Raw genomic sequence first — 24,934 nt, forward strand, 5'->3', positions numbered from 1 at the left:
CCATGCAGTTTTCCTCCACGGACACACAACCCAGCGGCGGTCGCGCCGCACCGCTGCTGCACTTTGGCGCCCCCGCGGACACGCCGGCCGAGCAGTTTGCCAACTGGCTACCGTATTCGGCCTACCTCGCCCATGAAAAGATCTTCGTGAACCGCGACGGCATGGGCTTCATGCTCGAAGTCATGCCGCAGTCGGGCGCTGACGAGCGCATGGCCGAGGTGCTGGTCTCGCTCTACGCCAACTGCCCACCGGGCACCGGACTGCAATTCCACCTGTTTGCCTCGCCCCACATCCGCCACCAGTTGCGCCAGTACACCAACCTGCGCGTCGAGGACGAGGACCAGGCCGAGAAAGCCCGCGAGTGGGGCCGCCCCGTCCCCAACGAGAACCTGTTCCGCAAGCTGGCCCGCCAGCGGGTCAACCACCTGCTGCACGGCACCCAGGATTCGCTGACCGCAGGGTTCCACTACACGCTGCGGGACTTTCGGCTGATGCTGAGCGTGACGTTTCCGGGGAGCGCCGAGGATCTGAACCGGCGCGACGCGCTGCTGGCCCTTCGCGACTCGATGGCGGCCACGCTGCGCTCGGCCATGCTGCCAAACCGGGTCTGCGACGCGGCCGACCTGATCAACTGGTGCGCGCTATTCACCAACCCGGACCGCATCGCGCATTCGGATGCCGAGGACCTGAACTACGACGATGACCACCGGCTGCGCTACGACGACGGCCGCGAGATCCGCGACCAGATCGTGGACTTCGACACCATCCAGGATCCGCACCCTTCGGGAATCACGCTTTGGAAGGAAACCAGCGCCGAGGTGCTGGAGGCACGTTTTTATTCGATCAAGAGTTTCCCCGATCGCTTTGCCCTGTGGCAGATGGGCTCGCTGATCGGCGACCTGATGCAGCCAGCGCTGCAGTACAGCGCACCGTTCCTCATCACGCTGGGCGTGCACGTGCTGGACCCGAACGCCACCAAGTCCATCATCACGGCCAACCACGTGCGCGCCACGCAGAACGCCAAGTCCAAGATGGCCGACGTGATGCCGGATGTCCGGAAGAAGCTCGACGACTGGTCTGCCGCGGCCAACGCGATCGACACCGGCGGCAGCCTGGTGAGCCTGTACCACCAGCTAGCCATCTTCACGTCGCCGGGCAAGGCCGCCTCGGCGCACGAGGCTGCAAATGCCATCTGGCGGGCCCGGGGTTTCCAGCTCAACGCCGACGCTTACATGCACCGCCAGGCGCTGCTGGCCAGCCTGCCGATGACGCTGACCCCGAGGTTCCACAAGGACCTGGCCAAGATGCGCCGCGTCACGCGCAAGACCATGGCCAACGCCATCCACATGGCGCCGCTGATCGCCGAATGGCGCGGCACGCGCACGCCGGCGCTGGTGTTCGGCGGGCGGCGCGGCCAGGTCATGACGCTGGACCTGTTCGACAACGACCTGGGCAACTACAACTTCGCGATCATCGGCGCACCCGGCTCGGGCAAGTCCGTTCTGATGAACGAGTTGGCCTGGTCGTACCGCGCGATCGGCGCCAAGGTGTGGATGCTGGATCTGGGCCGCAGTTTCGAGAAGCTGTGCCGCAAGGCCCAGGGCACCTACATCGAGTTCCGGCCCGACGTGGACATCTGCCTGAACCCGTTCACGATCGTGCACGACATCAACGAGGACATCGACATGCTGGTGCCGGGCATCAGCAAGATGTGCTCGATGCAGCACGCGCTGGACGAGGTCCAGTACAAGGCGATCTCGGCGATGGTGCTCAAGCTCTGGCGCGAGCACGGCAACGACCTCACGATCACCGGCCTGCGCGATGCCTTCAAGACCGGAACTATCGAGGAGCTGGGCGTCGCGGGCGATCAGCGCATCAAGGATCTGGCCATCATGCTCAACCCCTATGCCAGGGGCGGGCAGTACGAGCGCTTCTTCGAGGGGCGGGCCAACGTCGATTTCTCGAACGACTTCATTGTCATCGAGAACGAGGAACTCAAGCGCCGGCCCGACCTGCACGCCGTCGTCAACATCCTGCTGCTGCACCAGATCACTGGCGAGATGTACCTGACGCGCAACCGGCGCAAGGTACTGTTCATCGACGAGCTCAAGCAGCAGCTCGGCGACATCGGTGCCGACGACCCGGTCAAGGCTGCCGTGGTCGAGGAAGCCGCCCGACGGGCTCGCAAGTACGGCGGCGCCCTGGGCACCGCCACCCAGAGCGCTGACGACTACTACGGCAGTGCGCAGATGGAGGCCGCCTTCAACTGCTCGGACTGGGTGTTCCTGCTGCGCCAGAAACCCGAATCCATCGAGATGCTGGACCGCAAAGGGCGCCTGGCCATGGACGAGCCCAAGAAACGGCTGCTCAATTCGCTACGCACCGAAGCCGGGGCATTCTCTGAGCTGTACATCTCCTCGCCCGTGGGCGAAGGCGTGGCACGCAACATCTTGGACCCGGCCACGCACCTGCTGTTCTCGAACAAGCTGGAGGACAACGCGCCCATCGATGCGCTGCGCGCCCAAGGCTTGTCGATCGACGAGGCGATTGCCGAACTGCTGCGGCAGCGGGGGCATGCGCTATGACCCGGCTGCTGCTGCTCAACGCTGTGGTCTCGGCGTTGCTGGTCGCGCTTGGCATCACGGCCTATGACCGCTGGGTGCTGCGCCCGGCATTGGTGGTCGGCGTGGTCGACCTGTCCGAGGTCTACCGCGCCAAGGAAGCCGAGTTCACCCGCCTGCTGACCCAGCCCGGCAGCGACGCGGACCGCGAGCGGGCGCTCGCGCTGGCGCGCAACTTTTCGCAGCGCCTGCCCGCGGCGCTGGACGAGCTGCCCCAGGAATGCGGGTGCCTGGTCGTCATCAAGAGCGCGATCGCTGGCACGCCCCATGGGCTGGACCTGACCGCGACCCTGCGCCGCAAGGTGGATCTGCCATGACCGCACACCTGGATTCCCTCGATGCACTGGACACCCAACCTCAAAGCTGGTCGCGGCGACGTGCCAATGCCCTGCTGGACTTTCTGCGCCATATGCGCCGACGCTGGTACCTTTACCTGCCGGTGTTCGCGATCTGGGGCTTTGCCTATGTGCGGCTCTTCATCGACCCGACGCCGCGTCTGCCCCTGTTGGTCAACTGGACGCCCAGCCTGCCCTACCGCCTGGCGCTGATGCAGTACCAGCACCCGGCAGTACAGCGCGGCGACCTCATCGTCTTCGCGTTTGCAGGCGAGGCCCAGGCCCATTACCCCGGCCTGCGCGGACAACCCTTCTTCAAGCGGGTGCGGGGAGTGCCTGGCGACGTCGTCACGGTGTCGGAGCGCGCGGTCTTCGTCAACGGCGAGGCCGTGGGCCTGGCCAAGGTCCGGGCTTTCGACGGACATCCGCTGGCACCCATCGCGCCGACGGTGATTCCACCCGGGCATTTTTACGTCCAGGGCATGGGCCCCCACAGCTTCGACTCGCGGTACGCCGAAAGCGGCCTGGTGCGTGCCGAACAGGTGGTGGGCATCGTGGTGCCGATCTTCTGAGGAGCCGGATCATGTTCAGAGTTTCCACCCTCGTCGCGTTCCTGTTGGGCCAGGCGTTAGCCGCTGGCATTTCGCTCGCGCAGACCAGCCCGGCGTTCGGGCCGTTGTCCGCGACGCCCAGCCAGGACGCCTCGGGCGACATGCCCCTCGCGGACTACCTGGGCCTGCTCAAGCAGATCGCGCCAGCCGTGGAAAACGGCGCACGCACCTACCTCGGCGCCCTGCAGCTGCGCTGCGGCCGCACGCTGACCACGGCCGAGCTGCGGCATGCAGTGTCCGAGGGCGAAGGCAATCCCGCCCTGATGGGGCTGATCCGCGCCGCCCACCAGAAGGACACCGCCGCTCGAGACCGGCTCGTCGCCCAGCTTCCCTGTCCACGCGGAGGAACGCAATGAACCCCCAAGCCCGCCTTGCCCTCGCGTTCGTTGTGCTTGCCTGTTCCAGCGCTGCCTCGCACGCCACCGACCTCGGCACCCTCGGCCCCACCTACGAGATCGCCGAGCCGCATCTGCTGCAGATGATCGAGCAGCGCCTGCGCGAGAAGGAACGCAGCGGCGAGTTGGCCCGGATCGAGCAGGATGCACGCGCCCGCGGCACGGAGGCAGTGCGCAGCCCGGTGCCTGTTGCGGGTGTGCAGACCACGGCCAAGCCCCGCACCTTCTACTTCGACCCGACCTACACGCTGGACCGCAACATCCTGGGTGAAAAGGGTGAATTGATGTTCGCCGCCGGGACCAAGGCCAATCCGTTGGACGTGGTGTCACTGTCGCGGCATCTGCTGTTCTTCGACGCCCGCGACAGCCGCCAGGTCCGCCAGGCGCGCGACCTGATGGCGCGTTACCAGGGCAAGGTCAAGCCGATCCTCACGGGCGGCTCTTACCTGGACCTGATGCAGTCCTGGCGCACCCCGGTCTACTACGACCAGCAGGGACTGCTGACGCGCCGGCTCGGCATCGCGCAAGTGCCGGCCCTGGTCTCACAGGAGGGCAAGCGGCTGCGCATCGACGAGATGGAGGTGCCGCGATGACCCGCATCCTCCGCGCGCTGGCGTCAACGTTGCTGGCCGTGCTGCTCCTGGCCACGGCAACGGCGGCAGGCGCTGCGGGCGCGGCCACCTGCACGGGCAAGTTTCCGAATCCGATTACGGACATCTGCTGGAGCTGCATCCTGCCGCTGAGCATCGGCGGCGCGCGCATTGGCAACTTCGGCGACCAGGAGGACATCGACAACCCCTCGAGCCCGCTGTGCACCTGCGGCGTGAATCCCATCATCGGCCTGTCGATCGGATTCTGGGAGCCCGCGCGCCACGTCGAGGCCGTGCGCAAGCCCTTCTGCCTGGCGTCCCTGGGCGGCATCGACCTCGATCCCGGCATCCCGGCGCCCGAGGCGGCGCGCTTCACCCGCCCTGAGGGGGATGGCGATGGCGGGAGCTTCTACCAGGCCCACTTCTACGTGAACCCGGTCCTCTATTACCTGGAGGTGGTGACCGATTTCCCGTGCCTGGAGAAGGGCTCGTTCGACCTGGCCTATCTCACCGAGGTCGACCCGCTGTGGGCCGACGACGAGCTCACACTGATCATCAATCCGGACGCGGCGCTGTTCGCCAATCCGGTGGCGATCGCCGCGTGCGCCGCCGACTGCGTGGCCGCCTCGGTGGGTTTCGGGAGCCGGGAGATGTTCTGGTGCGCGGGCTGCCAGGGCGGCCTGTATCCGATGAACGGCCATGTCCCGTACCACATGGGCGGCGTGCGCACCGCGGCCCTGATGGCCCAGCGGCTCACGGCCAAGATGCACCGCGAGCTGATCGCCTGGGCCTGGCATGGACAGGCCGGCTTGTGCGGGCCCTACTTCGCGCCGGTCATGGACAAGACCGCCTACAAGACCCAGCTCACCCACCCCATCCCGAACACTGCCAAGGAAGCCGGCAAGTGCTGCCAGCCGTTCGGGCGCACCACCGTGCTCTGGGGCGCGGGCAAGGAGTACCCGGTGCGCGGCGAGGACTTCGCCTTCATGTTGTTCAGGAAAAGGAACTGCTGTGTCGGCTACTGACCTCTCCACCTTCCTGCGGCGCGCGCTCACCTCGCTGCTGGCCGCGGGCGCAATGCCAACGGCCTGGGCTGCCGGCCCGGCCATCACCGAGGCCGACATCGAGCGCGCGCGCCGCGCCCAGCCCACGGTCACCGAGCAGGACATCGAACAGGCGCGGCGCAAGCACAGCCGGCCTCCGATAGACATCCCGGCGAGCGCTCCCGCGACCACCGGCCCCACCATCGATGCCCTGCCGCAGCCCGTGACGCGCACGCCGATCGACCTCGAAGCACTGGCACGCGGCTATGCATCGCAGACGGACGCAATGGAAGCCGCCCAAGGGTTGGCGAAGGGCCCCGGCCTGTTTGTCTTTGTCAGCCTCGCGATGCCCAGGCCCACCCTGCAACGCCTGATCGACCAGGCTGCTCGCGCCCGTGCCTCGGTCATCCTGCGCGGCCTGACCAATGGTTCGCTGCGCCAGACCGTGGCCCAGGTGCAGCCACTGATCGGCCAGCGCCAGGTCGCGGTGCAGATCGACCCGCAGGCCTTCGACCGCTTCGCGATCGCGCGGGTACCCAGTTTCGTGCTGGTGCGCGACGGCACGCGGCCCGAGTCCTGCGCCGCCGGCCGCTGCGCGCCGCCGGAGGCCTTCCTGCGCACGGCCGGGGACGTGAGCCTGGACTACTCCCTCGAGCACATGCAGCGCGCCGCCCCAGCTTTCCGCGCCGATGCGGCCCCGTTCCTCGCACGGTTGCGGAACTAGGAGACTGGCATGCCTACCGCCCTTGCACTGCTGCTGCGCCGAATCGTCGTCGTCTTCACGCTGGCCAGCTTCCTCGCGACGCAAACGGCGGCTTTGGCCGGCCCGCACGAGGAAGGCACGGCCGCCGGGCAGGCGGCCAACCCGGTGACCCGAGGAACGATCACCGCGCCCAGCGCTACGTCTGTGGTGCCGGGCTACACGGCGGCACCGCCCGAGCGCCTCTACTACGGCCAGCCCAATCTCTCAGGCCAGACCAGTGCCCAGCTCGCCGCCTGCGCGCTCACGCCCAACGACCCCGTGTGCCAGGCGCTGCTGGGCGCCCGGGCTTCAGCCAACACGCCGCGGGAGCCGGTCTCGCCCTACGACCCAGCCGTGCTGGGCGCCCGGCGCATCGCGGCCAACCCGTCGACGCAGTTGGAGGACATCGCGAGCTACTACAGCGGCTGCCAGGTCGATACCGTGGCCACGCCGGCAACGGAGACCCGCGTGTGCCGTCAGTACAGCGGCGCCACGGCGCAATCCTGCGCGCGCACCCTGTCGGTGTCGATCTCGCGCACGAGCAGCTGCTCGCCTGGCGATTGGTTCGCCCAGGCGGCCTCGGGAAGAATCGCGCTGGCCGTGCAGTGCAAACCGGATCTGCCGGCCTCGGCCCAGCATTTCCGGGTCACGAGCAACGGCGTGCCGCTGGCCTTCTTCGATGTGAACATGAGCGCCGCGTACGTGTTCCCGCAGATGGTCGCTCAAGTGCCAGGTGGCAACTGGTGGGGCGGCGGCGCCAACGGTGTCTGGGTCGCCAACAACCGATGCAACGGCGACGACTGCCGCCTGATCGGCTTCATCACGCAGCAGTACCGGCAGATCTGCACCGGCAGCGGCGGGGACGCTGGTGATATGACCTGCACCACCGAGCGGCCCTTCCTGGAGGTCTACGCCGCCTGCCCCGCCGGAACGCAAAGCGGCGACCACATCGCGTACACCACCGGTGGCGGCGGTGACGGCGGCTCCGGCCAGACGACCTACCTGGACAAGGCAACCTGCTACGCGCCGACGCAGGGGCCCTCGGACTACCCCGGCTCCGACGACACGGGCGCGGTCTCGGGCAGCTACTGGACGGTGCAATCGAGCCGCCCCGTCGTTGGATTCCAGTTGAACCCGGCCTACGGCCCGATCCCGCAAATGACGCTAGCCTATGAGCGGCCGCACACCACGGTCACGGAATCGGACCAGTGGGACGATCAATGTCCCAACCTCCAGGGCGACGGTCGTTGCTCGATTTCCGGTGCGGCGCGCTGCGTGGACGGGCCGGCGACCCGGCAGATCGACGGCGCGCCGGTCACACGGGCTTGCTGGCGCTACGAGACCGCGATGTCGTGCCAGTACGGCGCACCCACCGACGAATGCGCGCCGCTGGCTGCAGCCGGCTGCACACCGGCGGGCACCAGCTGCAGGCAGACCAACCCGGCCACCGGCGCGTGCGAGATCACCGAGAACCGCTACACCTGCCCGGTGGCGCCGGGCTCGACGGTGGCGGCCAGCAACTGCCCAGCCAACGTCTTCTGCATCGCGGGCAACTGCTTCAACACGGCCTACACGAACGATGCCGACTTCGCCCGGTCCATGTCCTTCCTGGAAGCCGGGCGCCAAGCTGGTGTCTACCTCGACACCGACAACCTGCAGGTCTTTAAGGGAGAGGCCAACAGCTGCCGCGACCGCCTGCTCAAGAACTGCTGCTACGCCGACTCGGCCGGCTCGGGCATGAGCAACCAGAGCGTCTACGGCGTCGGCTCACGCCTGGTCTACGACACGCTCATGAACGCCGGCAACCGCGAGTTCGTCTACCAGGGGCTTTCGGCTCTGCTGACCGGCGGAGGGTTCTCCGGCAGCTTCACGAGCTATGGCGTCACCGTAGCGGTCAACGGCACGGCCCTGCCGGCAGGGTCGGCGGTCCTCTATTCCGGCGAGAGCTTGGTCATTGCCTTCGACCCCTGGAGCCTGGTGATCGCGGTCGTCATCTACATCGTGATGTCGATGATGTCCTGCAACGAGGATGAGGGAAAGCTTGCCATGAAGGAAGGCGCGAAGCTGTGCCACACGGTCGGCACCTACTGCTCTTCCTGCCTGCGGATCCTGGGCAAGTGCGTGTCCTGCATCGAGCACACGACCACGAAGTGCTGCTTCAACTCGGTACTGGCCCGGATCATCAACGAGCAGGGCCGGCTCCAAATCATGAAATGGTGGGGCACGGCAGAGATGCCGGACTGCTCGGGCTTCACGATCGCCCAGTTGCAGGCGCTGGACTTCTCGCGCATGGACCTGACCGAGTTCTACGCCTCCATCGTGCCCAAGCTGCCCAACGTCGGCGCAATCCAGGGCGGCAACGCTGGCCGCGCGAGCAACTGCTATTACGCGGAAGGGAGATGCCAATGAACATCCGCGCACGCATCGTCGCTGCCGCTGCATCGGCATCCATGTGCCTGCTTTGCGCAGCGGCACACGCCGAGTCGGTGCGCACTCCCGTTCCCGACGCTCGCCCCGTCATGCTGGCCGCGTTGCAATCCGCCGACGGCACGGCCCATGGTGTCTTGGCTGGAGAAATCGCGGACGCCATCACAAAGCGTTTCGAGGCGACGTCGCCGATCTACATCGACGTCTCCACCGAGCGGCGCTACCGCGAGCCAGGCTGCAGCCGGCTGAAGGTGCTCTTCTGGCAGGAAGGCGTGCGCCTGCCCGAGGCCAAGGCGCCACGCAAGCAGACGATCGAGTTCGGCATCAACTACTGCGCCACGGGCCTTCCGCCCAAGTCGCTGCTCTGAGGGGATCTCCATGTACGCACGTCTGCCTTCGATCCTGGCCACCGCCGTGCTCTCTGGGGCCACCATGGTGGTCGGCATTGCCTCTGCGCAGGGCGTTGCTCCGCCGACGCCCCTGGGTGAATCCCACCGCCCCTACTGGTCCGACGGCTGGCGCGGCTGGCACTTCTACGAGGATCCCCCCCAGGAAGAACTCGTGCCCACCGCCCGGCCCGCGCTGGCCATCCCGTCCCAGCCCACCGCGCCACCGCGCCCGCCTGAGCTGGTGGAGTTCGAGCGCCTGCAGAAGACCCTGGAGAACCTGCGCAACATCGCGATCATGCGGCCGACCGAGGGCAATGTGCGGCGCTACATGCAGCTGGAGATGCAGGTGGTGAACCGGGCCTCCTATTTCGCGGACGTGGCGCAGCGCGTGGCGTGGGCCACGCCGGAGCTCGACCCTACCCTGCAAGGTCGTCCGGTCAATGCCCAGGCGCTGGAGGTCTTCGATCAGCAGCAGCGCGCAAGCCGCTCCACCTCCGTTGAATCACTGGGCCGCGACCATGTGCTGTTCTTCTTCTACCGCAGCGACTGCCCCTACTGCCACGCGTTCGCGCCAACCCTGCAGGCCTTCGAATCCCGTCATGGCATCCAGGTAGTGGCCGTGAGCGTGGACGGAGGTCCGATGCCGGGATTCCCGAGGGCGCGCCCCGACAACGGCATTGCCACCGCCTTGAAGGTGACCCAGGTGCCGGCCGTCTTCCTGGCCCAGCCCTATACCGGAAAGATCACCCCGATCGGCTTCGGCGTGCTGTCCGAATCGCAATTGCTCGAGCGGATCGCCACCGTCTCATCGCCCAACGGCGAGGCCATGCTGCCGAGCGCCACCCAGCGCCTGGCTCTTCCGTAGGAGGTCTCCATGCCCATCCATTCCTGCACCGTTCATGCGCGCAAGGCCACCGCTGCGGCCATCGCCCTATCGCTTCTGTGCACCGCGACACCCAGTCGCGCCGATCTCAACAGCGAGGTCAACGACATGTTCAACAACCTCGGCGCCATCGGCAACTACACCGCGCCGGGTGCGTTTCGCGGTCAGACCTACAACACCTACACCGGCGGCAACCTGATGATGCGATCGCCGAACAAGGTGTACCAGCTCGCGGCCATCCAGTTCCCAAGCGCGAAGGCCGGCTGCGGCGGTATCGACGTGTTCGGCGGCAGCTTCAGCCACATCTCCGCGCAGGAGTTCAAGAACATGCTGCGGAACATCACCGCGGCTTTGCCGGGGATCGCCTTCCAGCTCGCGCTGGAGGCGGTCTCGCCGCTGCTCGGCGGACTCACCAAATGGGCCAAGGGTCTGGAGACCTGGATCAACAACGCCCGTATCAATTCCTGCGAAACGGCGAAAGCCATCGTCAGTACGGCAGCCGAGGCCGTGGGCTACAGCTCGCAGGAGACCTGCGCCGATCTCGCGATCGACATGGGCCTGGAGAGCGACCGGGACTCTGCGCGCAAACGCTGCGGCACCGACCGGCCCAACATCCTGTCGTCGGCGCGCTCGTCGGCCGATGCCAATGTGCGCAACAAGGCGCCGTTCGTCGGCAACCTCACCTGGAAAGCACTGCAGTACACCGGCACCTATCTGGACGACGCTGAGCGCGAGCTCATCATGAGCATGGTCGGCACCATCATCTACTACCCCGAGGAATCGAAGCGCGATCCGGAGCCCATCGCCCCCACGTTGACTTCCATCAGCCAGTTGCTCTACGGCCAGGCCGCAGGCTCCGGTACGAACGTCGTCCAGCACCTGCTGCGCTGCAACGACTACACGAACTGCGACGTGGTCTCACTCAACACCAACTACAGCCACGTCCCGTTCACGGCGAAGGTCGAAACCATGATGCGCTCGATCGCGGACAAGATCGCGACGCGCACGCCGATTCCCAACAACTCGGCGGAAGTGGGCTTCGTGAACCAGACCACCGAACCCGTCTACAAGATGCTCTCGGTGGGCACCAGCATCCCGGGTTCAGGCCTGGCCGACAGCCTGATCGGCCAGTACCGCGACGTGATCGCGGCCGACTATGCGTACGTCTTCCTCGAACGCAACCTGCGCCTGGGCATGGCGGCGCTGTCCAAGGACTACACGCTGCAGCAGACCCAGCGCGACCAGGCCAACCAGGTACGGCAACGCGCGCAGGCCATGCTGCTGCAGATCTCGCAGGAGAAGAACCTGCTGTACCAGAAGGTCGGCTCATTCCGGGCCGTAGCCAGCCACCTGGAGCAATTGGAACGGCAACTGCGCTCCAGCATGCCGCAGCACGTGGTGGACATGCTGGGCCAGCAGGCGGCCTACCTGTCGCGCTGACACCGATGGATGGGCTCGGCCATGTGGGAGATCTACGCTTACCAGAATGCCGACAGCCTGTTCGGCGTGTTCAACGCGGCCGCGGCCATCCATGCCTCCAGCGACTATGCCTCGGCCGTCGCAGCCGTCGCCTTTTGCGGCTTCGTCGCGGCCCTGATCGCTTACGCTTTTGCCCCGGAGAAGCTGCAGGGGTGGAAGTGGCTGGGCTCGGTGATGTTGATTTTCAGCATCCTGATCGTGCCCAAGGTAACCGTGGGGGTGGTCGACAAGACCGGTGGCTCTGCGGTCAAGGTGGTGGACAACGTGCCCTTCGGCGTGACGCTGCTGGGGAGCCTCACCAGCAACATCGGCCATACGCTGACCGGCCTGTTCGAGACGGCCTTCCAGGCGATCCCCGGCGCCGGCGCGCTGCCAATTGAGCTGTCTTACCAACGCAACGGCCTGATGTTCGGCAACCGGTTGATCCGCGAGACCGGCAATGTGGTGTTCCAGGACCCGGGGTTCAGGACCGACCTGGTGAACTTCATCCACAACTGCACGACCTACGACCTGGTCGACGGCACGCTGGATCCGGCGGCGTATTCTGCGTCGGACGACGTCTGGCCGCTGATGAGCTCGCCCAATCCGGCCCGGTTCAGTACCTTGACGGGAGCCGGCGGCACCGTAGGAGTGGATACCTGCCCAAATGTGTACCGGAACCTGAACGGGCGGTTGCCGGCGCAACTGCAGCGCATCCAGGGGCGGCTGGCCTTCCAGCTGAACCCGACGTTGCCGGGCACGGCTGCTGCTGCGACCGTAGCTGGCCAAATCCAGCAGGCCTATCTGAAGAACGGCATCGCCAATGCCTCGGCGACCACCGCCGACATCATCCGCCAGAACGCCATGCTCAATGCACTGGAGGACACAGGCAAGATCGTGGGACAGAAGGTCAATGACCCGGCGGCCATGGTGCTGGCCGTGGGACGCGCCCAGGCCGTGGCCCAGATGAATGCCTCGTGGCTGAACTACGGCAAGGTGGCCGAACAGGCGCTGCCGGTGTTCCGCAATGTGATCGAGGCGGTGACATACGCCCTCTTCCCGCTGTTCGTGCTCTTGCTATTGTTGACCAGCGGCCGCGATACCATGCTGGCCTTCAAGGGCTATGCGGCCATCCTGATCTGGATCCAGCTATGGCCTCCGCTCTATGCGATCCTGAACTACATGGCCTCGATCTATGCCGCCTACGACCTGGCGGCCGCCGCCGACCTGGGTACCGGCGGCAAGGCCCTGGCCCTGCAGACCGCCTCGGTGATCTACTCCCGGGCGCTGTCGGGAGAGGCTATCGTCGGGTATCTTGCCATCAGCATCCCTTTCATCGCCTGGGCCGCGCTCAAACGCATGGAGAACTTTGGCACGGCCCTCGTGGGTGGGCTGTCGGGCCTGCAGGCCATGCTCTCTGGCTCGACGGCGGCGTCCACCGTGGGCAATACCGCGCTGGGCAATGTCTCCATGGACCAGATGCAGCTCGCGCCGAACCGAACCTCGGCCTTCATGGGCAGTTGGCAGAACGACCTGAGCGGCAACACCTTTACCGGCAATGCGCTGACGGGGCGCACGGCCGTGAACCTGCTGCGCAACCAGGGCTTTGCGTCGCGGGTGGTGTCGATGCGGGTGTCTGAGCAGGACGTGCAGGATGCAAGCCGGCAGGTGGATGCTGCGCGCAGCGAGGCGGTGGCTGCCAGCAGCGAGCGCTCGGCGATTCTGGCAGAGGCATTTTCCAAGGGCATCGCCAAGCTGCACTCATCGCGCAACAGCACCGGCACCACATCGAGCGGCTTCGAGCAGTTTGGCGAAACGGTCAACCGTCTGGACCAGATCAGCAAGAGTGTGGCTGATACGACGGGGCTCACGCAATCTCAGGTAGCACGAATTGCCTTGGGCGCCACGGGTCAAGTGGGAATAAATACACCCATTGCGGGGCTAGGAGCAAACGCATCTGGCGACAAGAGCTATTTGACTGGGCTTTCTGCCGCAGAGCAAAAGGTATTGACCTCCATAAACAGCGAGCAACTGGCCGAGTTCAAGCAGTTCGGCGACCGGGTATCTAGGGACAAGAGCTTCATCAGCATGGTCACCAGCGACAGCCGCGAAGCCTTGGATCTGTCTGCCCGGCTGACATCGACCACTGCGCGGATAGAGCGCGCCGACGCCAGCTTGAACGAGCGGAGCGCCTTTGCTGAGCGCGTCTCGACGGCCTATGAGCGCGGCGAAACCATCTCGATCGATATCGCCCAGGATCCCTATAATCTCGCGATGTTCACCCGCTACGCCGAGCAGTATGGTGGCAACAGCGCGTCGGCGCGCGTGCTGATGGAAGCGGAGCTGGCCAGGCAGTCGCTGCAGCCCAACCGCGTGTTCTCGGACGGTATTGCAGTACCGTCCGCCTTTGGAGACCTTTCCGCGCAGCACCTGCAAGACTCGAGCAGTCCGTCGTTGGATCAGGATCTTGGAGGCCAGCACCGCGCCAACCAGGGCAGCGTGAGCGGCTCTGGCGGTGGGCCCAGGCCCGGGTCTCCGGGTGAATCCCCGTCAGCCATGCGCAGCGATGTCCAGGCAGAGGGCCTGCGTATTCGTGCAAGCTCCTCTGCGGATCAGGCCACCTTCGAGCGCAAAGCGCAGATCACCAAAACACCGGATGGAACGTTGGCATCCGAACGTTCCTTGATGAAGCAATCCGTCAATCAGGTAAAGGGAGACGCCGCACCCATCGTCGAGGACGCCAAGCAGGCTATCAAGGATGCCCTGAAGAAATAGAAGCGATAGCAGGCTGTTGAAAAACCAAAACAGCGGTTTCGTTCGGAGATGACCGACGCGGCAGAACGCTCCAATCTGCCAGCGTGCATTGACGCGGCCACCATCGCGCAGCTGTACCGCAAACGCTGGCGCATCGAGGGCCTGTCCGGACGGCTCGAATCGGTGTGCTGCAAAGCGAGATCCGGAGCTTGGGCCACCCGCGCGCGGTACTGCTGGGGTTTGCTGTGGCAGTGCTGGCGCTGCTCAAGCACTGCGTGGAGCAGGCGCACAGCGAGCGAGCCCCCGATCTGGATGTCTCGACCTACCACCTGGGCGTACATGTAGCCAGTGACTATCTATCAGGGCATGCTGATTGCGCTGCCCTCAGAGGTGTGGCGGCCGTGGTCAGAAGCGCCAGCGGGGGATGTTGTGCAGTACCTGCTGCGCCTGGCGGGCAACGTCAGCCCGGGTAGTGTGAAGCGCGGCCCCAAGAAGGAAAAGCCAAGGGGGGTACGTCGCTGGCGCTGTGGCTCGCAAGCAGTTGTCCACAGCTCGTGTCCTCAAGCAGGCCGCGGGGGCAAGACCTTGAAAGGGGTGCCTGCTAGAGGTTTTTGTCGGCATCGAGCATACGATTGCCGTACTCAGGGTGCGGTGGCTTCATGAACTGCGGATGCCCCTCGTCACGCCAATAATTCGCCGCCAGATCGCGACTGGAGGTACCCATTCCGGAGATCGGATTGAGTTCTTCTTCTGTCGGAACAGGCCGAAGCTTGTGGCGCTGCTTGCCGATCTGCGACAGCCCGCCTCCGATCGCCCCGCCGAACAGCGCTCCCATGGCCATCATCCCAACCCGCAGGCCCCAGTCGTCATGGCGTGCTGACAGGTAGCCGAGACCGATGCCCAGCAGCAGGAAGAAGAGGAAGACAGCTTTTCGCATCGAAATACCCTAGCACCATGCCGCTGCAAGTCAAGCCGTTTAGCGAACGTGATTCTGTGCGTGCCCGAGTCGCCGTGGTGCTACGGGAGCCGCACCGAGTGCTAGATCAAGTCCTTCGTGAGCTCTTCCAGGGTCGGCTGCCGACGAGGAAATCGCTCTCGGACGGCGCTGCGGTCCGCGATGCCCAGTAACAGCCCGACTTGCGCCTCGTCGGCACCGCGTGAGTACAGGCGGTCCGCTAGCGTCTGCCGCGCGGCTAGCGCCGTGAGGCCGGAGAATCCGGCGTAGCGTAACAGCTTGCGGTAAGCCTCCTGGATTCCCCTGCAGAGGAAGCGTCGCTGCCCCTTTTCCTCGTACGACGTGATCGCGAAGCCTTGGCCGCTGGGCGAGAGGAACAGGGGGCATCGCGGGTCGAGTCCGCGATAGTACGAGTCACCACCGATCCTGTCGCCGCGCCTGCCCCTGTTCCCGAGGTAATCCGCCATCACCTCGTCCAGGCGGGCACTCAGGAAATACAGGGGACGAGTCCTGCCGTTGATGGCGACCTCCGGCCGTATGAAGGAGATCCGACTAACGTCGCCTGACGCCTCAAGGTAATCCTGCACCTCCAGGCGAGCAATCTCCAGTGGCCGCGCACCTATCGCAAACAGGATGTAGTAAAGCGCCAGGTCCTCGGTTGGCTGATGACTGTGTGCCATGATGAGCTTCGCCCCGAGGGAGATCTCGGTAACGCTCAGGATACGCCTGACCTCCAGCGCGGACTCGATCGCCCCCTCATCCGGCTCAAAGCCTTCAAATGCGCTGCCCTCATCGTTTGAGACGGGCGAAAGGTCGCGTCCTCCGTCTCGTGCCGGCTCATTTGGCACCGCTGTGCTTGCAGTCATGGAACAAGAGCTCCTTCGGCGACCGGTTCCGCGGAGCGTCACCACGCAACGGACCTGTTGTTGCTTTCGACATCGGCCGCTGACGTTCCGCAGCCACTACAGGAGCTTTCACCCCATTACATGCCTTCCTTCGATGCAGCTATTCAGACGCATGCTGAGGTGGAAGGGTCGGCGGGGCAGCTGCGCCCGCTATGCGCCAGCCCTGAACGCCGCCTCCACTGCCCCTCGATTAACCTTTAGACCACCACGTACTTGCCGACGAGGGGCATGGGCTTGCCATCCTTCTTCAGGCTGATCGCAGTCGGTGGTCACGACGAACTTGCGTTTCGTCCTGGCCTTGATGCCGTGCTGCTGCATGAGTTTGCGAACTCGGTCTTTGCCCACACGGATGCCTCGGGCCAGCAGTTCCTTGTGCATGCGTGGCCAGCCGTATTCGCCCTTGACCTGGACATGGATGGCGCGGATGTGGGCCAGCACAGCCTCGTCGCTGTGACGCCCGCCGGGTCTGCCAGCCAGGTCTTGTTGTGGGCGGATCAGCCAGTTGAAGTAGCCGCTGGCGCTGACCTCCAGCACGCCACACGAGATGCTCACCGGGTACTGGCGCCTCATTTGGTGAATCCAGGCGTACCTCGCAGCGTGTCCTGCGCGAAGTACGCCGCGGCTTTTTTTTGCGATGTCACGCTCCATGCGAAGCCGGGCAACCTCAGCGCGCAAGCGCGCTATCTCCATCTGCTCGGGCGAGACCCGCGCGGCCTTGTCAGCATCACCGGCGCCACTCAATGGACCCTTGGCCGCCAACCTCACCCAGTTGCCTAAACTGGCCTTGGGAATGCCCAGCACCTTGGCCACCACCGCAATGGCCTGGCCCGCGCGCACCTGACGCATCGCCTCCAGTTTGAATTCCTGCGTGTACTGCGCACGCACCTGCTTTGCTGTCATCTCTTGACTCCTTGTCGGTATTTTCAACAAGGCCAAGAACTCCACTTTTCAGGGGCAAGGTCACGTGATGTACTGGACAGACGCACTGCAGTCCGGATTGCCCGACTGTACGGGCTTCTGCAGTAAGCGTGTCTCCCCCGCATTTTTTGGTGGATCTCGTACCTGCTCAAACTACAGGCGAAAAAGCGCTCGATCTCTCAGTTCTTTGCGCCCTGGACCGGAATCGTCGTCCTCAGTTCGCGTATACGGTTGTCGGCATCCATAAAGACCAGACGGGGCTGGACGCTGTCGAGATCGGTCTCTGCTACCAGCCCGAATGCGGCAATGATGACCAGATCGCCCACAGCTGCGCGGCGCGCGGCCGAGCCGTTGAGCGAAATTGTTCCGCTGCCACGTTCGGCACGAATCGCATAGGTGATGAACCTCTCGCCATTGGCGATGTTCCAGATGTGGACTTGCTCGTTCTCCCGCAGATCGGCGGCGTCCAGCAAATCTTCGTCGATCGCGCAGGAGCCTTCGTAATGCAGCTCACACGCGGTCACCGTCGCGCGGTGTATCTTGGACTTGAGCAAGGTACGGTACATGGTTTCACCTTCAATGCAATAAAGTTCAGCGCGCCACCAGCCCCAGCGTGTCGAACAGGCGTCGGTCGCTGGCCCAGTCAGGGTTGCCCGTAGTGAGCAACTTGTCGCCGTAGAAGATCGAGTTGGCACCGGCCAGGAAGCACAGCGCCTGCACCGCCTCGCCCATCTGCTGGCGTCCGGCGGACAGGCGTACCCGCGCATTCGGCATCGTGATCCGCGCCGCAGCGATGGTGCGCACGAACTCGAACGGCTCGAGCGCATCGATGCCGTGCAGCGGTGTGCCTTCCACCTGCACAAGGTTGTTGATCGGCACCGACTCAGGGTATGGATCGAGATTGGCGAGCTGAGCGATCAGCCCTGCGCGCTCGCGCCGCGATTCCCCCATGCCGACGATGCCACCACTGCACACGTGAATGCCGGCTTCTCGCACATAGCCGAGCGTGTCGATCCGGTCCTGATAATCGCGCGTGGTGATGATCCGGCCGTAGGCTTCGGGCGCGGTGTCGAGGTTGTGGTTGTAGTAGTCGAGCCCAGCGTCCTTGAGCGTGCGCGCCTGCGTGTTGCTCAGCATGCCGAGCGTGCAGCAGGCCTCCAGTCCATGCGACTTCACGACCCGCACCAGCTCGGCAACCTTCTCGATGTCGCGATCCTTCGGCGCACGCCAGGCGGCGCCCATGCAGAATCGGCTGGCCCCCTCCTCGCGTGCCGCCTGGGCGGCCTCGGAGACGGCTGCGGCGTCGAGCAACTTGCCCGCCTCGACTCCGGTGTCGTAGTGGACCGATTGCGGACAATACGCGCAGTCTTCCGGGCAGCCACCGGTCTTGATCGACAGCAACGTCGACAACTGGACTTCGTTGGGGTCGAAATGCTCACGGTGCACCTGCTGGGCCCGGAATAACAGGTCGTTGAACGGCAGCTCTAACAGCGCCAGTACCTCGGCCGCCGGCCAGGGGGCCTCGGCAGCATCGAGCGCAGGGGCCGCAAGGCGGCGGGTGAATTGGATCGGCTGGGCGGGCGTCTCGAAGGTGTTCATGGTGGTCGTTTTGTGCAGGTGGATTGTTATCAAGGATTCTCGGTTCAGGCACCGGGGCGGATGTGCGCCGTCGCCTCGTCTTCCACGCGCTGCCAGATCTCCACCGCCATCGGCGTCTGGCTCTCCTCGAGGATGTGACCAACCAGCCCGATTGCGCGTGCGAGCACGCCGATGCCGCGCACGATCTTCCACGGCAGCCCGAGTTCGCAGCTGATGGCACCGATGGCGCCGGTCGCATTGACGGGAAGCGACTTGCCCGCGGCGCGTTCGGCCTCGGCGCAGATCAGTTGTTCGAGCCGGATGTAATCACCGGAGAAGCCATTGTCCGCGGCGATCTGGAACAGCCGCGGCGCGCGCGGATCGACCGGCTTGTGCAGCGGATGGCCGAGCCCGGGAATGATCTGGCCGCGCGCGCGGAAAGCCGCCACGGTCTCGCGCGCGATGCGCTCCAGGTCGGCACCTTGCGTGCCCGGCGGCAGCGCCTCGTACAGCATCCTGGCGGTGCCTTCAGTCGAACCGACGAACACGCTGCCCAGGCCGCACAGGCCTGCCGCCACCGCCGCCTGCAGCGATTCGGGCGCACCGGCGTAGGTCAGGCGCGCAACCAGCGCGCTGGGCGTGATGCCGTGCTCGACCAGCGTCACCGCAATGGCATTGAACACGTTCGATTCCTGCGGCGTCGGCATGCGCCCGACGATCTGCAGGAAGGCCATGTCGCCCAGGTTGATGTGGCCGAGGATTTCGTCGGGCAGACTCTTGCCGTGCACTTCGATGCGGTCGGGGGTGCTCCAGGCAATGTCGGAGCGGATGGGTTTGTTTTTGCGCGCCATGGGGGCATCTCCAGTGGGTTCAGAAAATCAGGCTTCCAGGCCGGCGCTGCGCAGGATGGCAAGCGCACGCTGGTAGATCGGTCTATCGACCATTCGACCGTCCATCACGACGGCGGCACCAGCAGCGGCAACGAAGACATCGCGCACGCTGCGCGCCCAGTCGAGTTGCGCGGCGCTGGGAGTGAACACCGCCTGGATGGCGGCGATCTGCTTGGGGTGGATGCACAGCTTGGCGCCGAAGCCCTGGCGCCTGGCGCGCTGGGCATCGGCATGCAGCCGGTCGAAGTCATCGATCACGAGACTGACGCCGTCGATCGGCGCGTCCAGCCCGGCCAGGCGCGAAGCGAGCACGAGCTGCGAGCGGAAGCACTGCAACTCGATTTCACCCCCGTCGGGCGCGCAGTCCATGCCCAGATCCAGTGCCAGGTCGACGCTGCCAAAGGCCAGGCGCACGACGCCTGGCACGCGGGCGATGGCGCGCACCGCTTCGACACCGCGCGCCGATTCGATGATCGGCAGCACATCCTTGTAGGTGGCCTCGACCACCGCGCAGATGGTTTCGATGCCCTCGGCCTTGGGCAGCATGACGGCCGCCACGCCGGGATGGCGGCACAGCTCGATGTCCTCGTCGAACCACGGTGTACCGGCAGCGTTGACGCGCACGATGAGCGGCGCGGCCTCGTCGAGTGCGACCGCCAGCGCAGCGCGGGCACGCGGTTTGGACTCCGGCGCGACCGCGTCCTCCAGATCGACGATCACCATGTCGGCACCGGCGGCGCGCGCCTTGGCAAAGCGCTCGGGGCGGTCCCCGGGAACGAAGAGGTAGGACCGCGGCAGCCGCGTCAGGACCGGCGGCGTGCTCATGGGTTGACCTTCGCCCTGCGGGCCGCGGTATTCGCCTTTGGAACTGCCGGGCGGCTCATGCCGCCAGCCATCGTTCAACGCGCAGCGCCTCGGCAACGGACCAGATACGGGCCATCAGATCGGCCATCTCTGCCGGGGTGGCGCCCCTGCCGTAGGCCGCCAGTCGCCGCGCCTTGTCCTCCAGTTCGGCGCGCGTGAGGCTGTTGCCCGGGTCCCCCTTGGGTTCGTCGACGCGCGCCGAGAATGTTTTGCCGTCGCGCGTGCTGGCTGTCACCTTGCCGATCCAGCGCTGTGGATAAGCGCCGTCAACCTCCTCGTCGAGCTGCATTGTGACCCGGTCGCGCAAGGCCGCCACGCGCGGCGCAAGGTAGTGTTGCTCGAATTCGTCAAGCCCGGCGTACCCGTACTCGGCCACCAGCGCGAGCACGGTACCCATCGAGAACTTGGCCTGGTGCACGGTGGATGGCACGGTGACCCGTCCGAGCACATCGATCGCGCCCTGGTGCACATGGGTCGTCACCTGGACCAAATCATCCGCAACGAGCCGGTGCGTTTGCATCAACGCCAGCAGCGCGTCTGCGCTGGGGTGCGTATGACGGCACGAGGCGTGGTATTTGAACGAGGTTTCAGCCGTGGCCCAACGCTGCCCCAGACGGTCGGTGAGCCGCGCCGGGTCGGCGTCGCTGGACATGCCTGCGGCCAGACCCTGCGGCCCTTCCAGAATCTGGCGCGCGCCGGTCAGGCCCTCGCGCGCCAGGTAAGCCGAAGCCAGTCCGCTGGACGCCGCGTGCGCGGTGTGCAGTTGCTTGGAGTCGGCCGCGTCGCGCAGGAACTCCCACAGTCCGGCGGCTTGCGTGCCGGCGCTGCCGAAGGCATGCAGCATGGTCGGCGCATCCAGCTTGAGCAGCCGCCCGGCCGCTGCAGCGGCGGCCAGCGTGCCTGCGGTGGCGGTGGTGTGGAAGACACGATAGTGTGAGCGTCCGAGAAATTCACCGACGCGGATGCCGACTTCGTAGCCAGCCACCACCGCGGCCAGAAACTCGCGGCCACTCGCGCCGATGTCTTGCGCCATGGCCAGCGCCGCCGGGAACACAACGGCCCCAGGGTGGAACACCGAGCCGTTGTGCACATCGTCCTGTTCAGCAAAATGCGACGCCGCGGCATTGACCATTGCGGCGAAATGGGGTGAGGTGGTGCGGCGCGAGATCAGCACCTCGGCGCGGCCCGAGGCCGGCCCCATCGCGCAGGCATAGGCCTCGATGGCCTCGACCGGCCGCGCGCCCTTGCCGGCCAGCGCCGAGGCGTACCAGTCGAGAAACAGATCCTCGGTGCGGCGAAGCACCGGCGCCGGAATCGTGTCGAATGACAGGCCAGCCGCAAAGGCGGCCAGCGTCGCGCTCGGGTTTTTATCCAGGGTCATGGCATCACACTTTCAGTCAGATCGCTTTTTCCGCACGCAGCCGGGCAATCTCCGGCGCACCGTAGCCCAGCTCGGCGAGAATGGATTCGGTGTGCTCACCCAAAGCAGGCACCGGCCCCATCGGTGGCGGCTCGCTGCCACTGAGGTGATGCGGCGGGTACAGCGCCGGCAGTGGGCCGCTGGGCGAGCCGATATCGGTCCAGCGCCCACGCGCCGCCAACTGCGGATGACGCCACAGAGCGGCCATCTCGTTGAGCTGGGCATTGGCGATTTGCGCCGCATCCAGGCGCTCGACCAATTGCTCGGCAGTCAATGTCGAGCACACGCCTTCGATGACAGCGCGCAACTGTTCGCGCTGGGCCAGCCGGTTGGCATTGCCCAGATACGTCTTGGCCAGTTCCGGCTGAAGCAGCACCTGATCGCAAAAAATGGCCCACTCCCGGTCATGCTGCACCGCCAGCACCACCTGCTTGCCGTCGCCGCAGGTAAACGGGCCGTAGGGGTAAATCGCCGCGTGCGAGGCACCCGCGCGCGGCGGCGGCGGCTGGCCGTCCAGCGTGTAGTAGAGCGGAAAGCCCATCCACTCGGACATCGCTTCGAGCATCGAGATTTCGAGCCGCTGACCGCGCCCAGTGCGACCGCGTTGAAGCAGCGCGGCCAGCACGCTGCTGTAGGCGTACATGCCAGCGGCGATGTCGGCAATCGACAGCCCGGCCTTGGACGGCTGCTCGGGGGTGCCGGTCACCGATACAAAACCGGCCTCGCTCTGGATCAGCAGATCGTAGGCCTTCTTCTCGGTGTAGGGACCGCCTTCGCCGTAACCGGAGATGTCGCACACGACGATACCGGCATTGACAGGCGCCAGGCTCGCGTGGTCCAGCCCCATGCGCGCCGCCGCGCCAGGCGCGAGGTTTTGCACCAGCACATCGCAGCGCTCCACCAGCTTTTGCAGCACAGCGCGCGCGGCCGGCTGCTTGAGGTCCAGCGTCAGGCTCTCCTTGGAGCGGTTGCACCAGACGAAGTGCGAAGCCAGGCCATGCGCGCGGGCGTCGTAGGCGCGGGCGAAATCGCCCTCGCCCGGGCGCTCGACCTTGATGACGCGCGCACCCAGGTCAGCGAGCTGACGGGTGCAAAACGGCGCAGCGATCGCATGCTCCAGCGTGACGACCAACAATCCTTCCAATGGACGCATGGCAGCTTCTTTCAGAAAGAGCGTGGCAACCCGAGCACGTGCTCGGCCACGTAGCTCAGGATCAGGTTGGTCGAGATCGGCGCCACCTGGTACAGCCGGGTTTCACGAAACTTGCGCTCGACATCGTATTCACAGGCAAAGCCGAAGCCGCCGTGCGTCTGGATCGCGGTGTTCGCGGCCTCCCACGAGGCTTTCGCCGCAAGGTACTTGGCCATGTTGGCTTCGGCGCCGCAGGGCTGGTGCGCGTCGAACAGCTCGCAGGCGCGCCAGCGCATGAGGTCGGCGGCTTCGGTTTCGATGTGCGCCTCGGCAATCGGGAATTGCACGCCCTGGTTCTGACCGATCGGGCGGTCGAACACGCGGCGCTCGCGCGCATAGCGCGCGCTGCGCTCGACGAACCAGCGGGCGTCGCCTATGCACTCGGCGGCGATCAGCGTGCGCTCGGCGTTCAGGCCGTCAAGGATGTACTTGAAGCCCTGCCCCTCGTGGCCGATGAGGTTTTCTTCGGGAATTTCGAGGTTGTCGAAAAAGAGCTCGTTGGTCTCGTGGTTGACCATGTTGCGGATCGGCTTCACGGTGAGGCCCTTGCCGATCGCCTGGTGCAAGTCGACGATGAAGATCGACATGCCTTCGGACTTGCGCTTCACGTCCTTGAGCGGCGTGGTGCGCGCCAGCAAAATCATCAGGTCGGAGTGCTGGATGCGCGAGATCCACACCTTCTGGCCATTGACGACATACCGGTCCCCCTGCTTGGTCGCCGTGGTCTTGATCTTGGTGGTGTCGGTACCGGTGGTGGGCTCGGTCACGCCCATGGACTGCAGGCGCAGCGCGCCACTCGCGATTTGGGGCAGGTAGCGGCGCTTTTGCTCGGGTGAGCCGTGGCGCAGCAAGGTACCCATGTTGTACATCTGGCCATGGCAGGCGCCGGCGTTGCCGCCGCAACGGTTGACTTCTTCCATCACCACCGAGGCCTCTGCCAGGCCCAGCCCGGCGCCGCCGTATTCCTGCGGAATCATCACGGCGAGCCAGCCGGCCAGCGTGAGCGCATCGACGAATTCCTCGGGGTAGCCGCGGGCCTCGTCGACTTTGCGGAAGTATGCGTCCGGGAAGCGCTTGAAGAGATCGCGCAGCGCGGCGCGCAACTCCGGATAACGTTCTTGGTTCATCATGCTCGGTTTTTGGAAAATCCGTGACACTCAGCGGAACGGGCTGAAATCGGGCTTGCGTTTTTCGAGGAAGGCGCTGGCGCCTTCCTGTTGTTCGCCGGTGTTGAAGTAGTTGGGCGCCACTTCCTGGATCAGGTCGTTCATGTCGCGGCCCATGATCGGCGCCATGTGATGATAAAAAGAACGTTTGACGATCTTCAGGCAGGTCGGCGAGAGCGACAGCAACTCGTCGCAATACTTGCGCACCTCCTCGTCGAGCTTGGCCATCGGCACCACGGAATTGGCCAGCCCCCAGTCGAAGGCCTGCTGCGCGGTGTAGCGGCGGCACAGCATCCACAGCTCGCGTGCGCGCTTGTGGCCCAGCACATTGGCTGCGTGCGAGACGATGTAGCCCCCTGCGGGGGAGCCCACGCGCGGCCCGTTCTGGCCGAAGATCGCGTGCTCTGCAGCGATGGTGAAGTCGCAAAAGTAGGCGATATGGTGACCAGCGCCAATCGCGTAGCCGTTGACGCGCGCGATCACCGGCTTCGGGCACTCGGCGATTTGCCGGTTGAAATTGAACTCCAGGTCCTGCAGGCCGCTCTTGCCACCTTCTCCCTTTTCCCAGTTGACGTCGCCGCCGACGCAGAAGGCGCGCTCGCCCACACCTGTGAGCACGATCACGCCGACTTTCGGGTCGCTGCCGGCCTGGGCCAACAGGCTTTCCATTTCCTTGATCGTGTCGCCGGTGAACGCGTTCAGCGTCTTGGGCCGGTTGATCGTGATGGTGGCGACGAAGTCTTTGACCTCGTAAATGACTTCTTTGTCCGACATAACTGAATCTCCTGTTGAAGTTTG

General features: G+C 65.5%; 22 protein-coding genes and 2 pseudogenes. 13 read left to right on the top strand and 11 right to left on the bottom strand.

What is annotated here, in order from left to right:
* Positions 1 to 2 precede the first annotated feature (2 nt).
* The 13 genes and pseudogenes from traC to HPF_RS23895 all read left to right on the top strand — a co-directional run.
* Entirely contained in the window at positions 3 to 2,585 is a 2,583-nt protein-coding gene (gene traC / locus HPF_RS12590; RefSeq protein WP_133156806.1) for a type IV secretion system protein TraC, read from the top strand.
* Positions 2,582 to 2,938, top strand: coding sequence for a hypothetical protein (locus HPF_RS12595; protein ID WP_060983790.1), 357 nt, complete (start codon positions 2,582 to 2,584; stop codon positions 2,936 to 2,938). The genes traC and HPF_RS12595 overlap by 4 nt, the downstream gene beginning before the upstream one ends.
* A complete protein-coding gene (traF, locus tag HPF_RS12600; protein ID WP_060983791.1) occupies positions 2,935 to 3,528 on the top strand; it encodes a conjugative transfer signal peptidase TraF in 594 nt (197 codons plus the stop codon). The genes HPF_RS12595 and traF (HPF_RS12600) overlap by 4 nt, the downstream gene beginning before the upstream one ends.
* An 11-nt stretch (positions 3,529 to 3,539) precedes the next feature.
* Complete coding sequence (locus HPF_RS12605; RefSeq protein WP_060983792.1) at positions 3,540 to 3,923, top strand: hypothetical protein; 384 nt, start codon at positions 3,540 to 3,542, stop codon at positions 3,921 to 3,923.
* Positions 3,920 to 4,555, top strand: a complete 636-nt coding sequence (traW, locus tag HPF_RS12610; RefSeq protein WP_060983793.1) for a type-F conjugative transfer system protein TraW — start codon at positions 3,920 to 3,922, stop codon at positions 4,553 to 4,555. The genes HPF_RS12605 and traW overlap by 4 nt, the downstream gene beginning before the upstream one ends.
* Entirely contained in the window at positions 4,552 to 5,577 is a 1,026-nt protein-coding gene (locus HPF_RS12615; protein ID WP_133156807.1) for a TraU family protein, read from the top strand. Before traW ends, HPF_RS12615 begins: the two co-directional genes overlap by 4 nt.
* The gene (trbC, locus tag HPF_RS12620; RefSeq protein WP_133156808.1) at positions 5,564 to 6,319 is read left to right on the top strand and encodes a type-F conjugative transfer system pilin assembly protein TrbC; all 756 of its coding nucleotides are present in this window, start codon (positions 5,564 to 5,566) and stop codon (positions 6,317 to 6,319) included. The genes HPF_RS12615 and trbC overlap by 14 nt, the downstream gene beginning before the upstream one ends.
* A 9-nt stretch (positions 6,320 to 6,328) precedes the next feature.
* Positions 6,329 to 8,746 (top strand): type-F conjugative transfer system mating-pair stabilization protein TraN, encoded by a 2,418-nt coding sequence (gene traN / locus HPF_RS12625; RefSeq protein WP_133156809.1) that lies wholly within the window; start codon positions 6,329 to 6,331, stop codon positions 8,744 to 8,746.
* On the top strand, positions 8,743 to 9,132 hold the full coding sequence (locus tag HPF_RS12630) for a hypothetical protein (protein ID WP_133156810.1): 390 nt from the start codon (positions 8,743 to 8,745) through the stop codon (positions 9,130 to 9,132). Before traN ends, HPF_RS12630 begins: the two co-directional genes overlap by 4 nt.
* Positions 9,133 to 9,142: 10 nt before the next feature.
* Entirely contained in the window at positions 9,143 to 10,018 is an 876-nt protein-coding gene (gene traF / locus HPF_RS12635) for a conjugal transfer protein TraF (protein WP_066693261.1), read from the top strand.
* Positions 10,019 to 10,027: 9 nt separating this feature from the next.
* On the top strand, positions 10,028 to 11,476 hold the full coding sequence (locus HPF_RS12640) for a conjugal transfer protein TraH (RefSeq protein WP_133156811.1): 1,449 nt from the start codon (positions 10,028 to 10,030) through the stop codon (positions 11,474 to 11,476).
* 21 nt (positions 11,477 to 11,497) lie between these two features.
* Complete coding sequence (locus HPF_RS12645) at positions 11,498 to 14,269, top strand: conjugal transfer protein TraG N-terminal domain-containing protein (protein ID WP_060983963.1); 2,772 nt, start codon at positions 11,498 to 11,500, stop codon at positions 14,267 to 14,269.
* Between the two features lie 69 nt (positions 14,270 to 14,338).
* A pseudogene (locus HPF_RS23895) lies at positions 14,339 to 14,837 on the top strand (IS4 family transposase); the annotation flags it as partial.
* Positions 14,838 to 14,849: 12 nt separating this feature from the next.
* On the opposite strand, the gene HPF_RS12650 reads toward HPF_RS23895, so the two are convergent.
* From HPF_RS12650 to HPF_RS12700, 11 genes and pseudogenes are all read right to left on the bottom strand, one after another.
* Positions 14,850 to 15,185 (bottom strand): hypothetical protein, encoded by a 336-nt coding sequence (locus HPF_RS12650; RefSeq protein WP_060983956.1) that lies wholly within the window; start codon positions 15,183 to 15,185, stop codon positions 14,850 to 14,852.
* Positions 15,186 to 15,286: 101 nt separating this feature from the next.
* Positions 15,287 to 16,069 carry a site-specific integrase gene (locus tag HPF_RS12655; RefSeq protein ID WP_243721573.1) on the bottom strand — a complete coding sequence of 261 codons (783 nt, stop codon included), beginning with the start codon at positions 16,067 to 16,069 and terminating at the stop codon, positions 15,287 to 15,289.
* A gap of 300 nt (positions 16,070 to 16,369) precedes the next feature.
* A pseudogene (locus tag HPF_RS12660) lies at positions 16,370 to 17,008 on the bottom strand (IS3 family transposase); the annotation flags it as partial.
* A gap of 197 nt (positions 17,009 to 17,205) precedes the next feature.
* Positions 17,206 to 17,592 (bottom strand): aspartate 1-decarboxylase, encoded by a 387-nt coding sequence (panD, locus tag HPF_RS12665; protein WP_060983955.1) that lies wholly within the window; start codon positions 17,590 to 17,592, stop codon positions 17,206 to 17,208.
* A gap of 25 nt (positions 17,593 to 17,617) precedes the next feature.
* Positions 17,618 to 18,625, bottom strand: a complete 1,008-nt coding sequence (gene bioB, locus HPF_RS12670; RefSeq protein ID WP_082753111.1) for a biotin synthase BioB — start codon at positions 18,623 to 18,625, stop codon at positions 17,618 to 17,620.
* 44 nt (positions 18,626 to 18,669) lie between these two features.
* Positions 18,670 to 19,455 carry a citryl-CoA lyase gene (locus HPF_RS12675; RefSeq protein WP_133156812.1) on the bottom strand — a complete coding sequence of 262 codons (786 nt, stop codon included), beginning with the start codon at positions 19,453 to 19,455 and terminating at the stop codon, positions 18,670 to 18,672.
* Positions 19,456 to 19,482: 27 nt separating this feature from the next.
* The gene (locus tag HPF_RS12680; RefSeq protein ID WP_133156813.1) at positions 19,483 to 20,319 is read right to left on the bottom strand and encodes an HpcH/HpaI aldolase/citrate lyase family protein; all 837 of its coding nucleotides are present in this window, start codon (positions 20,317 to 20,319) and stop codon (positions 19,483 to 19,485) included.
* Between the two features lie 55 nt (positions 20,320 to 20,374).
* Positions 20,375 to 21,739, bottom strand: a complete 1,365-nt coding sequence (locus HPF_RS12685; protein ID WP_133156814.1) for an MmgE/PrpD family protein — start codon at positions 21,737 to 21,739, stop codon at positions 20,375 to 20,377.
* A 16-nt stretch (positions 21,740 to 21,755) separates the two neighbouring features.
* Positions 21,756 to 22,931 carry a CaiB/BaiF CoA transferase family protein gene (locus tag HPF_RS12690; RefSeq protein WP_067512337.1) on the bottom strand — a complete coding sequence of 392 codons (1,176 nt, stop codon included), beginning with the start codon at positions 22,929 to 22,931 and terminating at the stop codon, positions 21,756 to 21,758.
* Positions 22,932 to 22,942: 11 nt separating this feature from the next.
* The gene (locus HPF_RS12695; RefSeq protein WP_060983952.1) at positions 22,943 to 24,100 is read right to left on the bottom strand and encodes an acyl-CoA dehydrogenase family protein; all 1,158 of its coding nucleotides are present in this window, start codon (positions 24,098 to 24,100) and stop codon (positions 22,943 to 22,945) included.
* A gap of 27 nt (positions 24,101 to 24,127) precedes the next feature.
* On the bottom strand, positions 24,128 to 24,910 hold the full coding sequence (locus tag HPF_RS12700; RefSeq protein WP_060983951.1) for an enoyl-CoA hydratase-related protein: 783 nt from the start codon (positions 24,908 to 24,910) through the stop codon (positions 24,128 to 24,130).
* Between the last annotated feature and the right edge of the window lie 24 nt (positions 24,911 to 24,934).

The organism is Hydrogenophaga pseudoflava (assembly GCF_004353865.1).
GTDB classification, from domain to species: Bacteria; Pseudomonadota; Gammaproteobacteria; order Burkholderiales; family Burkholderiaceae_C; genus Hydrogenophaga; species Hydrogenophaga pseudoflava.